Genomic DNA, 14,140 nt, shown 5'->3' with positions numbered 1-14,140 from the left:
GCGGTGCGCGGGCTCGCCCGGCGTATGCGGGAGGTGTAGAAAGAGGTCATGGCCGGACGCAACGGCCGCCCGCGCTCGGTTTTGCGGATGCGAACTGTCGCAGGTCAGGTCTTCCTCCTGCAGGTGGCGATCGTCGTCCTGCTCGTCGCCAGCGCCATGGCGGTGCTGGTGCTGCAGTCAAGGACCGACAGTGAACGCGAGGCCCGCAACCGGTCGGTCGCCGTGGCCGAGACCTTCGCCCATGCGCCGGGTATCGAGGAGGCCTTGAAGAGTCCCGACCCGACCGCCGTGCTGCAACCGCCGGCCGAGGAGGCCCGTAAGCGCTCCGGAGTCGATTTCATCGTCGTACTGAACCCGGACGGGACCCGTTACACCCATCCCCTGCCTGACCGGATCGGGAAGAAGTTCGTCGGCAATCTGGCGCCCCCGCTGGCCGGTCAGGTCGTCACCGAGAAGATCACCGGGACGATCGGTCCCCTGGTGCAGGCCCAGGTGCCCGTCACCGACCGTGACGGCAAGGTCATCGGTGTGGTCTCCGCCGGGATCACCATCGAGAAGGTGAGCGGCGTCGTCGAAGAGCAGATTCCGCTGCTGTTCGGGGCCGCCGCAGCGGTGCTGCTCCTCGCCACGGGCGGGACGGCACTGGTGAGCAGAAGGCTGCGCCGCCAGACGCGCGGTCTCGGCCCGGCCGAGATGACCCGGATGTACGAACATCACGACGCCGTCCTGCACGCCGTACGGGAGGGGGTGCTCATCGTCGGCGGTGACGGCCGGCTGATGCTCGCCAACGACGAGGCGCGCCGGCTGCTGGGTCTGCCGAACGAGGTGGAGGGGCTGCATGTCTCGGACCTGGGTCTCGACCCGCAGACCGCCCAGTTGCTCGCGTCCGGCCGGGTCGTGACGGACGAGGTCCATCCGGTCGGAGACCGTCTGCTCGCTGTCAACCAGCGCACCACGGACCAGCACGGCGGGCCGCCCGGCAGCGTGACGACGCTGCGGGACACCACCGAGCTCCAGGCGCTCAGCGGAAAGGCGGATGTGGCTCGCGAGCGTCTGAAGCTGCTCTACGACGCCGGTACGGAGATCGGCACCACCCTCGACGTGGTGCGCACGTGCGAGGAGCTGACGGAGTTCGCCACTGCCCGCTTCGCCGACTACGCCACCGTGGACCTGGTGGAGGCCGTGCTGCGCAGCGAGGAGCCGACCGCCACGGCCGCGGGCACGGGTGTGGACCTGCGCCGGGTGGCGTTCAGCGGCCTCAGCGAGGACACGTCGCTCTACCCGCTCGGCAAGACGATCCGCTTTGTGCCGTCCACGCCGGTCGGGTTCAGCCTCGGCAAGGGCGAGGCGGTCCTCCAGTCACATTTGGCCGGCTTCTCCGGCTGGCAGGAGCAGGATCCGGAGCGGGCCCGGCAGCTCGTGGAGCACGGAATCCACTCGATGATCGCGGTTCCGCTGCGCGCTCGCGGCGTCATTCTCGGTCTGGCCATCTTCTGGCGCTCCGAGAAGCCGGAGCCCTTCGAGGAGGAGGACCTGTCCGTCGCCGAGGAGCTGGTGGCGCGCGCCGCCGTGAGCGTCGACAACGCCCGTCGCTACACGCGTGAGCACACCATGGCGGTGACACTGCAGCGCAGTCTGCTGCCCCGCAGTCTGCCCGAGCAGAACGCCGTCGAGGTCGCCTACCGGTATCTGCCCGCGCAGGCCGGGCTCGGCGGGCTCGGGGGCGTGGGCGGGGACTGGTTCGACATCATCCCGCTGCCCGGTGCCCGCGTGGCGCTCGTCGTGGGCGACGTCGTGGGTCACGGGCTCCATGCCGCCGCCACCATGGGGCGGCTGCGGACCGCGGTCCACAACTTCTCGACCCTGGACCTGCCGCCCGACGAGCTCCTGTGGCACCTCGACCAACTGGTCGTCCGCATCGACCAGGACGAGATCGGTGACGACGCGGACGCGGGCGTCACCGGGGCCACCTGTCTGTACGCGATCTACGATCCGGTGACCGGGCACTGCGCCATGGCGCGGGCCGGCCACCTCCAGCCGGCGATCGTCCATCCGGACGGCACGACGGTCTTCGCCGATGTGCCCGGCGGCCCGCCGCTCGGGCTCGGCGGACTGCCCTTCGAGACGCTGGACGTGCGGCTGCCGGAGAACAGCCGGCTGGTCCTGTACACGGACGGGCTCGTCGAGGACCGGGACCGGGACATCGACGAGGGGCTCGCGCTCCTGCGCCGTACGCTCGGCGACCATGCCGGCCGGACACCCGAGGAGACCTGCGAGGAGGTGCTCGCCGCGCTGCTGCCCGAGCACCAGCGCGACGACATCGCGCTGCTCGTCAGCCGTACGCGGGTACTGGGCGCCGGCCGGGTGGCCGACTGGGACGTGCCGCCCGATCCGTCGGCCGTGGGCGAGGTACGGGCCGCGGTGACCCGCAAGCTGGCCGAGTGGGACATGGCGGAGGAGTCGTTCACCACCGAGCTGATTCTCAGCGAGCTGGTCACCAACGCCATTCGCTACGCCTCGGGTCCGATCCGCGTACGGCTGATCCGTGACCGCAGCCTGATCTGCGAGGTCTCGGACCACAGCAGCACCTCTCCGCATCTGCGGCAGGCGGCGAGCACGGACGAGGGCGGGCGGGGGCTGTTCCTGGTCGCGCAGTTCGCCGACCGCTGGGGCACCCGGTACACCGGGCACGGCAAGGTCATCTGGACGGAGCAGCCACTGCCGGACGGCCAGGCGCCGCCGGACTTCCCGTGAGGCCGGGGCGCGAACACGGTGACGTGACAGTGACAGTGACGGTGGTCAGGGTCTGAGGTCTCCGACCACGTCCGCGGTGGCGGCGATCCCGTTCTGGATGGTCGGCGCCATGCTCGTACCGGCCAGGAAGAAGCCGAGCAGGGCGCAGACGAGCGCGTGCGAGACCTTCAGGCCTCCGTTGCGCAGGAAGATCACCGCGAGAAGCAGCAGGAGCAGTACCAACGAGATCGAAATGGCCATGGTCAACCTCCTCCGCCGCGCCTGAATTGCGGCATTCGGCCGCCAGTCTGGCGTAGCGGAGGGCCCGTCCGGGCGGAAGACACGTCCGCCGTACGGGTGTTGACTGGTTGTGATGACCGGCTACGCGTCGTGCGTACGGAGGAAACGCTCCAGGCCGGCGAGGTCGTCGGTGTTGATGTGGTCCACGTCCGCGGCGAGGAGCTCGGTCCAGACGGCGTCCCGCGCCGGGCCCGGCAGGTCGGGTGTGGCCCAGAAGCGGACGCGCTGCCCGCGCGTGTGGGCAGCGGAGACGAGGGCGTGCAGTTTCGACCGTTCGGCCGCGGGGAACGGGCCGGCGCCCTGCCAGGTGAAGCTGTGCGTCCAGTTGCTGCTGATCAGCGGGATGAAGGAGGCGGGGGCCGGGTCCACGGCGCCGAGGTCGTCGAGCCGCCCGTCGTAGAAGGCGTGGCGCACCCGCTGTGCCTCCATGGGGGCGCGGGCGGCGCGGTCGCCGGAGATGACGGGCGTCACCGCGCCGGGACGGACGTGGCCGTGCGCGTACGTGCTCAGCATCCGGCGGTGGCCGCGCAGTTGGCGGTGCAGTTCGAGGTAGGCGGCGGCGCCGTCGTTCTTGATGTCGATGAGCAGTTGCACGGGACGGCGGTATCCGCGGTACACGGAGCCGTGGTTGGCCCTGACTCTGGCGGCGAGCGGGGCCAGGTAGAGCGATTCGAGGGTGCGGGAGGGGTCGAGGTCGACCGGGTCGTGGGCGACGAGGAGCTGTCCCTCCACGAGGAAGACGTCCGCCTCGACACTCGTGAAGCCGTGGGAGAGCGCGTCGTGAAGGGGGCGCGCGTGCTCGTAGTCGTTGTGCGCGTGGGCCCGGCGCAGCGGCCTCCGGCCGGGCTGCTGACCGGGTTTCCTCCCGGCGGCCTCGGCGTGCGCCGGGACGGCGAAGGTTCCCGCGACGGCGGCGGCGAGGGTCGTGACGACTCTGCGGCGGGTGGGCGCGGCGACGGCCATGGTGCCTCCGGAGGTGTACGGGGCGTTCGGGACTCCGGCGAGTATCCGCTCCGTACGGCCCCAATGGGCAGGGCCCTGACAAGAGTTCGACCACCCGTCGCCCGCGGTTCAGACCGACTGGAGGTTCGTCAGGTCATGGGCGGCCGGCCCGGACGCGGGGGCTCGGCTGGAGAAGCCGAAGGTGGTCTGCTGTCCAGGCAGCAGCGGACGAAGTCCCGGACGACGGGGTCGGTGTCGTCAGTGGCTGACCAGGCGACTGCGACATGAGTGGGGGTGACGCCGCTGACGGGCCGGTAGGTGACGCCGGGGCGCGCGTAGAAGCGCGCGGAGGATTCGGGGGTGAGGGCGATGCCGTAGCCGTTGGCGATCGCGCTGAGCCACTCGTCCGGCTGGTCGGTGACGGCGCCGACGCGGACCGGTTGGCCGTCGCGTTCGTCGGCGGCGAGCCAGTAGTCCCGCCACGGTCCGGTTTCGGGTGGGGCTGCCACGAACGGCTCGTCCCACAGGTCCCGGAAAGAGATCAGGTCGCGTGCGGCGAAGGGGTGTGCCGTCGGGAGCGCGACACAGCGAGGTTCGGTGAACAGCTTTTCCACTCGCAAAGCGTCCTGACCGGGGAAGGGCAGCCGCACCAGGGCGGCGTCGACGTCTCCGGTTGCCAGCCCGGCGCTCGGGTCCGACCATGCGGCCTGCCGCATCTCGGCCCTCCAGCCCGGCCGGCGCCGGGTGAACGCCGCGATGATGCCCTGCGTGGCCTCGTTGGCGGCGCTGGCCAGGAAGCCCACCCGCAGCACGCGGGCGGCCCGGACGGCCGAGCCCCTCGTGTCCCGCAGCGCCCGGTCCCAGCCGGCCAGCAGGGCGGGCACCCGCTCCGCCAGCACCTGACCCGGTTCGGTGAGGGCCATGCCGGCCTTGGACCGCGTGAACAGCCGTACGCCGAGCCGGTCCTCCAACTGCCTGATCTGCTTGGTCAGGGCGGGCTGGGACACGAACAGCCGTTCCGCAGCCCGCGTCAGGCTCCCCTCCTCCGCGACGGCGACGAAGTAGCGCAGCAGCCGGGTGTCGACATCCATGCCGTCAGGTTATAGATGCCGGTATTGGACGCCACGCCGGGACTTGATGAGGCTTGACGCCATGTTCATCACTTACGCAGTCGTCACCGGCGTCGCGATCGCGGTCAACGCCGCGGAAGCCGTCACGAACTTCCTGAGGTCCAGGGCCGTCCTCGCCAACTCCGCCGAAGTGGGTGTCCCCCCGTCCTGGCTGCCGGTGCTCGGCGCCCTGAAAGGTGCCGGAGCTGTCGGGCTTCTGCTGGGGCTCCTTGGCGTCCCGTTCATCGGCACAGCCGCCGCGGCCGGGCTTGTGCTGTTCTTCATCGGCGCCGTCGTGGCCCATGTCCGCGCCCGCGTCTTCCACAACATCGCCTTCCCCGCGAGCTTCTTGGCGCTGGCCGCCGCCTCGCTGCTCCTCGCCGTCGCGCGATGAAGCCGGAAGCTCAGGCCGTCGTGACGTCCTCCCAGCGGACTGTACGGTCGCACCAGCGCTCCAGCAGGACGCGGTCGTGGCCGACGGTCAGCAGGCCCGCGCCGCGTTCGCGCCGGTACTCCTCGACCACGGCGACCAGGGCTGCCGTCGTCGACGCGTCGAGCATCGCCGTCATCTCGTCACACACCAGCCAGCGCGGGCGCAGCACCAGGGCGCGGGCCAGGCAGGCGCGTTGCAGCTGGCCGTCGCTCACCTCGTGCGGGCGGCGGCCGAGGAGGTCCTCGCCGAGTCCCACGGTCCTGGACAACTCGCTCACGGTGGCGGCCGCTTCGCCGCGCCGTCCGGTGGCGCGCAGTGGTTCGGCGATCAGGTCGCGCAGGCTCAGGCGGGGGTCGGCGGACAGCCGGGGCTGCTGGAAGACCACGCCGATCGCGGTGCGCTGCTCGCGCGGGGCGCGGTGGCGCCAGCCCGTGACGGGGCGGCCGTCGAGGGTGACGGTGCCCGCGTCGGGGCGGTGCAGCAGGGCGGCGACCCTGGCGAGCGTCGACTTGCCGCAGCCGCTGGGTCCGAGGAGGCCGACCGCTTCGCCGGGTGCGACGGTGAGGTGCGCGTCGCGTACGACCGGAGACCCGCGCTCGTAACCAGCGGTGATCGCGTCGAGTTCAAGCACGGGCACGCTCCTCGGCCGGCGGGTGGTGGCAGGCGACGCCGTCCGCGAAGTGCGGCTGTGCGGCGCAGGCGTCGGTGGCGTGCGTACAGCGCGCGGCGAAGGCGCATCCCGGCGGCAGGTCACCGAGCTCGGGCGGCATGCCGGGGATCGGGGTGAAAGCGCGCTCGGGAAGGGCGTTCAGCAGACCTCGGGCGTACGGGTGCTGGGGTCCCGGCGTTCCGAAGAAGCGGGCGGCATCCGCGAGTTCGACGATCCGTCCGGCATACATCACCGCGACGCGGTCGGCGATGCGCTCGGCGGCCGCGAGGTCATGGGTGATCATCAGCAGGGCGTGGCCCTCGTCGACGTGCCGGCGCAGCTCGTCGACGGTGCGGTCGACGAGGTCTCGGTCGAGGCCGGTGGTCGGCTCGTCCGCGAGCAGCAGAGGGGCGTCCCCGACGAGGGCGAGGGCGGTCGCGGCGCGCTGTGCGAGTCCGCCGGACAGCTCGTGCGGGTAACGGTCGAGGTGGTCCACGGGGAACGCAGCCCGCTCGGCCGCCGCGCGGGCCGCCCGGCGCACGTCGTGCTTTTGCGTACCGGTCAGCTCGCGCAGCGTCTCTTCGAGCTGCGCTCCGACGGTCCGTACGGGGGTGAGGTGCGCGGCGGGACTCTGCGGAACGAGTCCGATGCGGCGCCCCCGCACCGTACGCGCCAGGGTGCGTTCGCCGGCGGTGAGCAGATCGACGTCCCCGAAAAGCGCGGAACCCGCGGTCCGGGCGTTGCCTGGGAGCAGTCCGAGCAGCGCGGAGGCGAGCACGGACTTGCCGCACCCGCTCTCCCCGACGAGTGCGAGGCACTCCCCCTGTGCCAGGTCGAAGCCGGCGTCGGCGACGGCGGCGATGTGCCGCCCGCCCCGCATCCGGAACCGCACGGAGAGACCCCGTACGGACAACAGGGGCGTACCGGGTGTGCCGTCGCGCGGGGAACCGGACGTCTTGCGAACGTTCGACGGAACGGATCCGGGCGCGACACGGGACGCGTTCTCGTGCGGTGCCGGAGGGATCGTCACGGCCGCTTCCGTGGCGGGCGCGGTGGTCGCGGCACGGGCCCGCGCACCGGCGTCGGCCGTGTCCGGGGCCACGGCCGGGGCCGGGGCAGGGCCCTGGGGAGCAGCCGGCCTGGCGTTCTGAGGCGTCGTCACAGCATCAGCTCCGATCGGCGGCGCGGGTTGATCCGTTCCCGCCAGGAGCCCGCAAGGCCCGCGATGGCGAGGGTCGGGATGATCAGGAGGAGGCCGGGGAAGAGCGTCGGCCACCAGTCGCCGGCCAGCAGCGAACTGCGCGCCGACTGGACCAGGTTGCCCAGGCTCGCCTGGTGCGTCGGCAGGCCGAGGCCCAGGAACGAGAGCGCCGACTCGTGCCACATCGCGTGCGGAACCATCAGCACGGCGGCGAGCCCCGCCTGCGGCAGTACCCCCGGCAGCAGGTGCCGTACGGCGACCCGCCACCGCGACGCGCCGCCCGAGACCGCCGCGTCGATGTACGGGCGCGAGCGCAGCGACAGCACCTCGGAACGCACGATGCGGGCCGTGGACAGCCAGTGGGTCAGCGCCACCGACACGATCACCGGCCACACGCCCGGCCTGAACATCGCGACGATGAAGATGCCGAGCAGCAGGTGCGGGATCGAGGAGAAGGTGTCGACGATGCGCATCACCACGCGGTCCGTCCAGCCGCCGAACGCCGCTGCCGCCGCCCCCACCGCCGTACCGATGAACGTCGCGACGAGCGCCGCGACGAGCCCGACCAGCAGTGAGACGCGCAGCCCGTACACGCAGCGCAGCAGCAGGTCGCGGCCGACGTCGTCCGTCCCGAAGGGGTGGGCCGGGGACGGTGGCCGCAGCTTCATCGACAGGTCGACGGCCTGCTGGTCGAGATGGGCCAGCGGCGGTACGACGAGGACCGCCAGAACCACCGCGGTCACGATCACCGCCGAGGTGCGCACGCGCAGCGTGCGCGTGGAACGGCGGGTGCGCCCGTGCGAGCGCCACACAGCCGGTTCGGCCGCGAGTTCACGAGTGAGTTCAGCCATCGAAGCCCACCCTCGGGTCCGCGAGTCCGTACAGCAGGTCGGACAGGAGGTTTCCGGCGAGGACGGCCGCCGTGGCGAGGACCGTCAGCGCCGCCAGCAGCGGGAAGTCCACCGATGTCGCCGCCTGTACGGTCGCCGCCGCGATGCCCGGCCAGCTGAAGACGGTCTCGACGAGAAGGGCGCCGGTGATGAGTTCGGGCACGCGCGAGCCGACGAGCGTGAGCGTCGGCAGCATCCCGGAGCGCAGGGCGTGTCCGAGCAGTACGGTGCGTTCGTTCAGCCCGCGCGCGCGGGCGCCCCGTACGGGGTCCTCCTCCAGTGCGTCGGCGACGCCCTGGCGCACGTAGAGGAAGAACCAGGGAAGCTGCGAAACGCCGAGAACGGCCGCGGGCAGCACCAGGTGGGTGGCGACCTGTCCGAACGTCACCACATCGCTGTCCGTGTCGGTCAGGCCGCCTGCCGGCAGGACGCCCAGCCGCAGCGCGAAGAACCACATGGCGAGAAGGCCGAGCCAGAAGGCGGGCGCCGCTTCCAGGGTGTACGCCGCCGAGCTGACCGCCCGGTCCAGCCAGCCGCCCTGCCGGCGCGCGGCCAGTACGCCCAGTGACGTACCGAGCAGGATCGCGACGAGGAACGCGGTGACGGCGAGCAGCACCGACCAGCCGAGGCGTTCGGTGATGACGTCGGCGACGGGCTGGCGCATGACGCTGGAGTCGCCGAGGTCTCCGGTGACGGCCGAGGTCAGCCAGTGCCACCAGCGTTCGACGAGCGGCTGGTCGACGCCGAGGTTGGCGCGGAGCTGGTCGAGGTTCTCCTGCGAGGCGGTGAGGCCCGCGGTGCCCGCGTACGCCTTGACGGGGTCGAAGGGTGAGGCGGCGGCGACGGCGAACACGCCGAAGGTCACCACCAGCAGGACGGGGGCGGCGAACAGGGTCCGCCGCCCCGCCATCCTCGCCATCGGCCCCCAGGGGAGCTTCCGGTCCGGGTATGTCACTTCTTGGGCGTCCAGTCCTCGACGTTCCACCACGGGCCGGAGGCCAGGCCGTGGTCGTGCGGCTCGGTCTGCGTCGTCAGCCCCGACCACTTGTCGTCGACGACGTAGAGGTGGTCGATGTGGGTGAGGAAGGTGTAGCCGGGGTTCTTCACGAGCTCGCGCTGGACGGTGTCGTAGGCGGCCCTGCGGTCGGCCGTCTCGCCGCTTTCGCGGCCCTTCTTGAGCGCCTTGTCGACGGCGGGGTTGTCGTACCAGGCCATGTTGTTGAAGGCGTCGCCCGCGAGGGAGGACTGCAGCAGCGTGTACTGGTCGAAGTCGGGGTCACCGGGCGCGCCGCCGCCCGCGAGCACGGCGTCGTGCTTCATGCGCGGCATGATGACCTCCCAGGTGCCGGCCTGGGTCTTGATGTCGATGCCGGCCTTCTTCGCGTCGGACGCGTAGGCGAGGGCGTGGTCCTGGCGGAGCTTGTCGCCGGAGAGGTACCAGAGGGGGAACTGGGCGCGTACGCCGTCCTTGACGCGGATGCCGTCGGTGCCCGGCTGCCAGCCCGCCTCGTCGAGGATCTTCTTCGCCCTGGCGAGGTCGTGCGTGCGCTCGGTGCCCTTGGCGAACCAGGGGCTGTCCGTCGGCACGGGGCCGTAGGCCGGCTTGCCCGCGCCTTCGAGGATCTTGTCGACCATGGCGCGGCGGTCGACGGCGACGTCGAGTGCCCGCCGTACGTCCGTGTCGCCCGCGACCTTGTTGTGCGTCGGCAGGGTCACGGTGCGGTAGTCGAAGGACCGGGCGGCGTACGTCGTCCTGCCGTCGTCGTCCTTGAAGGTCTTGGCGAGGTTGGGCGGCAGGATGGCGCCGTCGAGGTCGCCGGTGCGCAGCCGGGTGGCGCGCACGTCGTCGTCCTTGATGATCGCCATGGTGAACTTCTTCACCTTCGGCGCGCCGCCCCAGTAACCGGGGTTGGCCTTGAGGCTGAGCTTCTCGCCCTTGGACCAGCCGGTGAGGATGTACGGTCCGGTGCCGACCGGCTTCGTCGTGAAGGAGCCGCTGTTGACGTCCTGCTTGCTGGCGACGTGCTCGGGAGCGACGGGCAGGACGGTGCGCTCGGCGAACGGCGCGTACGGGTACTTGAGCGTGAAGACGACCTTGTGGTCGCCGTCGGCCCTGACGTCCTTGACCGCGTCGAGTTCCGTCTTGGACGCGTTGTTGGTCTTCTTGTCGAGGATGGTCTGGTAGGTGAAGACCACGTCCTTCGACGTGAAGGGCTTGCCGTCGCTGAACTTCACACCCTGGCGCAGGGTGTACGTGTATGTGCGGCCGCCGTCGGTGACTTCGGGCAGCTCGGTGGCGAGCGCCGGCCGGAGCTTCATCTCTTCGTCGAAGGTCAGGAGTCCGTCGAAGATCTTGGAGTTGCCGTCCTTGCCGTAGCCGAGGAGCGGGCTGAGCGTCTCCGGCTCGTACGCGATGCCGACGACGGCGGAATCCCCGGCGTGCCCGGCGGCGCCGCCCGCGCCCGGCTTCGAGCAGGCCGCCGCGGTGATGGCCAGGGTTCCGGCCAGCGTCGCGGCGGCCGCCCCACGTATCGATCGGGACAGCATGGCTCTCCACACCCCTAATAAAGATCAACGGTTATTGCGAACAGCTCGCAATTAAACCGTATGTAAAGGGGTGCTTGCGCCACCGCCCCTTACCGGGGCGCGGGCAGATCCACGAGTTCCGCCACCGCCTGCGTGTGCCTGCCGGGCGCGCCCAGCGCGATCGAGTCGGCCTTGGCCCGCTTGAGGTACAGGTGCGCGGGGTGCTCCCAGGTCATCCCGATGCCGCCGTGCAGCTGTACGCACTCCTCGGCCGCGTGCACCGCGACGCGGGAGCAGTACGTCTGCGCGACGGCCACCGCGAGGGGCGCGTCCTCACTGCCGGTGGCCAGGGCGTCGGCGGCGTTGCGGGCGGCCGCCCGCGCGGAGACGACTTCGAGCCACAGTTGCGCCATGCGGTGCTTGAGCGCCTGGAAGGAACCGACCGGGCGGTTGAACTGCTTGCGGTCGCGCGTGTAACGGACCACCTCCTCAAGACACCACTCGGCGAGCCCGAGCTGCTCCGAGGCGAGCAGCCCGGCCCCGGCGAGCAGTCCGCGCCGTACGGGGGCCGCCGCCGAGCCGGCGAGCCGGCGGCCGGGGGCCCCGTCGAGGGTGACGGTGGCGAGCGGCCTGGTGAGGTCGAGCGGCGTCAGCGATTCGACGGTGACGCCGGGAGCCCGCGTCTCGACCGCGTACAGCCCGTCCTCGGCCGGTACGAGCAGGACGCCGGCGGCGGCGGCGTCCGCGACGGCGGTGATACGTCCGCCGAGGGAGCCGTCGTCGGCCCGTACCGCACGTGGCACGTCGGCCCCCGGAGCGGCGGAGAGGGGAACGGCGAGCGCCACGACCGTACGGCCGCCCGCGAGCGCGCCGAGCAGTTCCGCGACCGCCGCCTCCTCGGTGTCGCACCCCAGCAGCGTCTCGGCGGCGACGACCGCTCCGGTGAGGTACGGGGCCGGGGCGACGCTGCGGCCCAGCTCCTCCAGCACCACCGCGGCCTCGCGGTGCGTGGCGCCCTGGCCGCCGAGCTTCTCGGGGACGAGGAGCCCCGCCAGCCCCATTTCGGTGGCCAGCGAGGCCCACAGCCGCGGGTCGTACGGGGTGTCCGACTCCGCGCGGGTGAGGACGGCCGCGGCGTCGCAGCGGTCGGCGAGGAGGGAGCGTACGGCCGCGCGCAGGTCGTCCTCGGCCTCGGAGTAGAGCAGATCAGTCATCGAGCCAGGTCCTTCCAGGCGATGTCCTTGTCGCTGCGCGGCTCGGACGGCAGGCCGAGTACGCGTTCCGCGACGATGTTGAGCAGCACCTCGCTCGTACCGCCCTCGATGCTGTTGCCCTTGGAGCGCAGGTAGCGGTAGCCGGCGTCGCGGCCGGTGAAGTCGACGAGTTCGGGACGGCGCATGGTCCAGTCGTCGTACAACAGCCCTTCCTCGCCGCGCAGTTCCACCTCCAGGCCGCTGATCTCCTGGTTGAGGCGGGCGAAGGCCAGTTTCATGCCCGAGCCCTCGGGTCCCGGCTGGCCGGCCACGAGCTGCTGGCGCAGCCGCTCACCGGCGAGGCGGGCGACCTCGGCCTCCACCCACAGGTCGAGCAGGCGCTGGTGCAGGTCGTGGGTGCGCAGTCCGGGGCGTTCGCGCCAGGTCCTGGCCACGGGGCCGATCATGCCGCCCTCGCGCGGGATGCGGGAGCCGCCGATCGACACGCGCTCGTTCATGAGCGTGGTCTGCGCGACCTTCCAGCCCTCGCCGACCGCGCCGAGGCGCCGGCTGTCGGGGATGCGTACGCCGGTGAGGAAGACCTCGTTGAACTCGGCCTCGCCGGTGATCTGGCGCAGCGGCCTGACCTCGACGCCCGGATCGGTCATGTCGCACACGAAGTACGTGATGCCCTGGTGCTTGGGCAGAGTGGGGTCCGTACGGGCGATGAGGATGGCCCAGCGCGCCACATGGGCGCTGGAGGTCCACACCTTCTGCCCGTCGACCACCCAGGTGTCACCGTCGCGCACCGCGCGCGTGCCGAGCGCCGCGAGGTCGGAGCCCGCGCCCGGCTCGCTGAACAGCTGGCACCACACCTCCTCGCCGACCCACAGTGGCCGCAGCAGGCGCTGCTTCTGCTCGTCCGTACCGAAGCGCAGGATGGTCGGCGCGGCCATGCCGAGGCCGATGCCGATGCGCCGCGGGTCGTTGTCGGGCGCGCCGGCCGCCGCCAGCTCCGCGTCCACGACAGCCTGGAGGGAGCGGGGCGCACCGAGGCCGCCGAGACCCACGGGGTAGTGCACCCAGGCGAGTCCGGCGTCGAAGCGCGCCTTGAGGAAGTCCGTACGGTCCGTGGTGGCCGGCGGGTGGGCCGCCAGCAGCTCCTTTGTCAGGCTTCGTACCGCGGCCGCGTCCGTCATCGGGCCACTCCCTCGGGTACGACGACCACGCGTCCGGTGGTCGTGCCGTCCGCCACGCGCTGGACGGCTTGCGCCGCGTCCTTCATGGCCACGCGCTCGCTGATCAGAGGCTTGATGGCACCCTCGGCGGCCAGCCTGGTCAGCTCCTCGTGACAGGCGAGGACCGCGGCCGGGTCCATGGTGTTGTAGAGGCCCCAGTGCAGACCGACGATCGAGTAGTTCTTCACCAGGGCGTGGTTGAGTCCCGGCGAGGGGATCGCGCCACTGGCGAAGCCGACGACGACGATGCGGCCCTCGAAAGCGACGCACTTGACCGACTTGGCGTACGCGTCACCTCCCACCGGGTCGTAGACGACGTCGGCGCCCCGCCCGCCGGTGGCGTCCTTGACCTTGGCGACGATGTCCTCGGTGCGCCGGTCGATGACCAGGTCGCAGCCCAGCTCGCGGGCGATACGTGCCTTCTCGGGTCCGCCGGCGACGCCGATGACGGTGGCGCCCGCCGCCTTGCCGAGCTGTACGGCCGCGCTGCCGACGCCGCCCGCCGCCGCGTGCACCAGCAGCGTCTCCCCCGCCTGGATGCGCGCCCGGCGGTGCAGCCCGAACCAGCCCGTCTGGTAACCGATGTGCAGGGCGGCCGCTTCGGCGTCGTCCAGCGAGTCCGGCGCGGGAAGCACCGTGGCCGCGTCGACGACGACGTACTCGGCGAAACCGCCGTGCGGCAGCGCCGGGTTGGCGATCACGCGGCGGCCGTCCTCGGTCTCGCCGCAGACCTCGACGCCCGGAGTGAAGGGCAGCGGCGGCCGCACCTGGTACTGGCCGCGGCAGAGCAGGGCGTCGGGGAAGTTGATGTTCGCGGCGCGCACCTTCAGCAGAAGCTGCCCTTCCGCCGGCGTGGGCCGCTCGACCTCGTCGAGCCGCATCACCTCGCCCGGCTCGCCGTTCTCGTGCACTCGCCATGCCTGCAT

Annotated in this window: 13 protein-coding genes; 2 read left to right on the top strand and 11 right to left on the bottom strand. The window is 71.8% G+C overall.

From position 1 onward, the window contains the following. Window positions 1–48 precede the first annotated feature (48 nt). Window positions 49–2,754, top strand: coding sequence for a SpoIIE family protein phosphatase (locus tag G412_RS0113865; protein WP_028812622.1), 2,706 nt, complete (start codon window positions 49–51; stop codon window positions 2,752–2,754). A gap of 45 nt (window positions 2,755–2,799) precedes the next feature. On the opposite strand, the gene G412_RS0113860 is transcribed toward G412_RS0113865, so the two are convergent. The 3 genes from G412_RS0113860 to G412_RS34340 form a co-directional block, all read right to left on the bottom strand. Beyond that, a complete protein-coding gene (locus G412_RS0113860; protein WP_028812621.1) occupies window positions 2,800–2,994 on the bottom strand; it encodes a hypothetical protein in 195 nt (64 codons plus the stop codon). A 120-nt stretch (window positions 2,995–3,114) separates the two neighbouring features. Next, complete coding sequence (locus G412_RS0113855; protein WP_028812620.1) at window positions 3,115–3,996, bottom strand: phosphatidylinositol-specific phospholipase C/glycerophosphodiester phosphodiesterase family protein; 882 nt, start codon at window positions 3,994–3,996, stop codon at window positions 3,115–3,117. A 128-nt stretch (window positions 3,997–4,124) separates the two neighbouring features. Further along, complete coding sequence (locus tag G412_RS34340; RefSeq protein WP_051338334.1) at window positions 4,125–5,066, bottom strand: LysR family transcriptional regulator; 942 nt, start codon at window positions 5,064–5,066, stop codon at window positions 4,125–4,127. Window positions 5,067–5,127: 61 nt separating this feature from the next. On the opposite strand from G412_RS34340, the gene G412_RS0113845 reads away from it, so the two are divergent. Further along, window positions 5,128–5,478: a DoxX family protein gene (locus G412_RS0113845; protein WP_028812619.1), complete on the top strand. Its 351-nt coding sequence runs from the start codon at window positions 5,128–5,130 to the stop codon at window positions 5,476–5,478. A 10-nt stretch (window positions 5,479–5,488) separates the two neighbouring features. On the opposite strand, the gene G412_RS0113840 is transcribed toward G412_RS0113845, so the two are convergent. The 8 genes from G412_RS0113840 to G412_RS0113805 form a co-directional block, all read right to left on the bottom strand. Then, window positions 5,489–6,148, bottom strand: a complete 660-nt coding sequence (locus G412_RS0113840) for an ABC transporter ATP-binding protein (RefSeq protein WP_028812618.1) — start codon at window positions 6,146–6,148, stop codon at window positions 5,489–5,491. Further along, window positions 6,141–7,082 carry an ABC transporter ATP-binding protein gene (locus tag G412_RS0113835; protein ID WP_037648820.1) on the bottom strand — a complete coding sequence of 314 codons (942 nt, stop codon included), beginning with the start codon at window positions 7,080–7,082 and terminating at the stop codon, window positions 6,141–6,143. Before G412_RS0113835 ends, G412_RS0113840 begins: the two co-directional genes overlap by 8 nt. 242 nt (window positions 7,083–7,324) lie before the next feature. Beyond that, a complete protein-coding gene (locus tag G412_RS0113830; protein ID WP_028812616.1) occupies window positions 7,325–8,218 on the bottom strand; it encodes an ABC transporter permease in 894 nt (297 codons plus the stop codon). Next, window positions 8,211–9,176, bottom strand: a complete 966-nt coding sequence (locus G412_RS0113825; protein ID WP_028812615.1) for an ABC transporter permease — start codon at window positions 9,174–9,176, stop codon at window positions 8,211–8,213. Before G412_RS0113825 ends, G412_RS0113830 begins: the two co-directional genes overlap by 8 nt. A gap of 32 nt (window positions 9,177–9,208) precedes the next feature. Continuing rightward, window positions 9,209–10,804, bottom strand: a complete 1,596-nt coding sequence (locus G412_RS0113820) for an ABC transporter substrate-binding protein (RefSeq protein ID WP_028812614.1) — start codon at window positions 10,802–10,804, stop codon at window positions 9,209–9,211. 89 nt (window positions 10,805–10,893) lie between these two features. Further along, window positions 10,894–11,997: an acyl-CoA dehydrogenase family protein gene (locus G412_RS0113815; protein ID WP_037648755.1), complete on the bottom strand. Its 1,104-nt coding sequence runs from the start codon at window positions 11,995–11,997 to the stop codon at window positions 10,894–10,896. Beyond that, window positions 11,994–13,175: an acyl-CoA dehydrogenase family protein gene (locus tag G412_RS0113810; protein ID WP_028812612.1), complete on the bottom strand. Its 1,182-nt coding sequence runs from the start codon at window positions 13,173–13,175 to the stop codon at window positions 11,994–11,996. Before G412_RS0113810 ends, G412_RS0113815 begins: the two co-directional genes overlap by 4 nt. Next, on the bottom strand, window positions 13,172–14,140 hold the full coding sequence (locus G412_RS0113805; protein WP_028812611.1) for an NADPH:quinone oxidoreductase family protein: 969 nt from the start codon (window positions 14,138–14,140) through the stop codon (window positions 13,172–13,174). The genes G412_RS0113810 and G412_RS0113805 overlap by 4 nt, the downstream gene beginning before the upstream one ends.

Source organism: Streptomyces flavidovirens DSM 40150 (assembly GCF_000429085.1).
Classification (GTDB): Bacteria; Actinomycetota; Actinomycetes; order Streptomycetales; family Streptomycetaceae; genus Streptomyces; species Streptomyces flavidovirens.
This window is presented reverse-complemented; position numbering and strand designations above follow the sequence as displayed.

What these genes read in the sequence shown, in the direction of transcription:
- G412_RS0113865 (WP_028812622.1), top strand. Translation starts at nt 49, where the DNA reads ATGGCCGGACGCAACGGCCGCCCGCGCTCGGTTTTGCGGATGCGAACT.
- G412_RS0113860 (WP_028812621.1), bottom strand. Translation starts at nt 2,994, where the DNA reads ATGGCCATTTCGATCTCGTTGGTACTGCTCCTGCTGCTTCTCGCGGTG.
- G412_RS0113855 (WP_028812620.1), bottom strand. Translation starts at nt 3,996, where the DNA reads ATGGCCGTCGCCGCGCCCACCCGCCGCAGAGTCGTCACGACCCTCGCC.
- G412_RS34340 (WP_051338334.1), bottom strand. Translation starts at nt 5,066, where the DNA reads ATGGATGTCGACACCCGGCTGCTGCGCTACTTCGTCGCCGTCGCGGAG.
- G412_RS0113845 (WP_028812619.1), top strand. Translation starts at nt 5,128, where the DNA reads ATGTTCATCACTTACGCAGTCGTCACCGGCGTCGCGATCGCGGTCAAC.
- G412_RS0113830 (WP_028812616.1), bottom strand. Translation starts at nt 8,218, where the DNA reads ATGGCTGAACTCACTCGTGAACTCGCGGCCGAACCGGCTGTGTGGCGC.
- G412_RS0113825 (WP_028812615.1), bottom strand. Translation starts at nt 9,176, where the DNA reads ATGGCGAGGATGGCGGGGCGGCGGACCCTGTTCGCCGCCCCCGTCCTG.
- G412_RS0113820 (WP_028812614.1), bottom strand. Translation starts at nt 10,804, where the DNA reads ATGCTGTCCCGATCGATACGTGGGGCGGCCGCCGCGACGCTGGCCGGA.
- G412_RS0113815 (WP_037648755.1), bottom strand. Translation starts at nt 11,997, where the DNA reads ATGACTGATCTGCTCTACTCCGAGGCCGAGGACGACCTGCGCGCGGCC.
- G412_RS0113810 (WP_028812612.1), bottom strand. Translation starts at nt 13,175, where the DNA reads ATGACGGACGCGGCCGCGGTACGAAGCCTGACAAAGGAGCTGCTGGCG.
- G412_RS0113805 (WP_028812611.1), bottom strand. Translation starts at nt 14,140, where the DNA reads ATGCAGGCATGGCGAGTGCACGAGAACGGCGAGCCGGGCGAGGTGATG.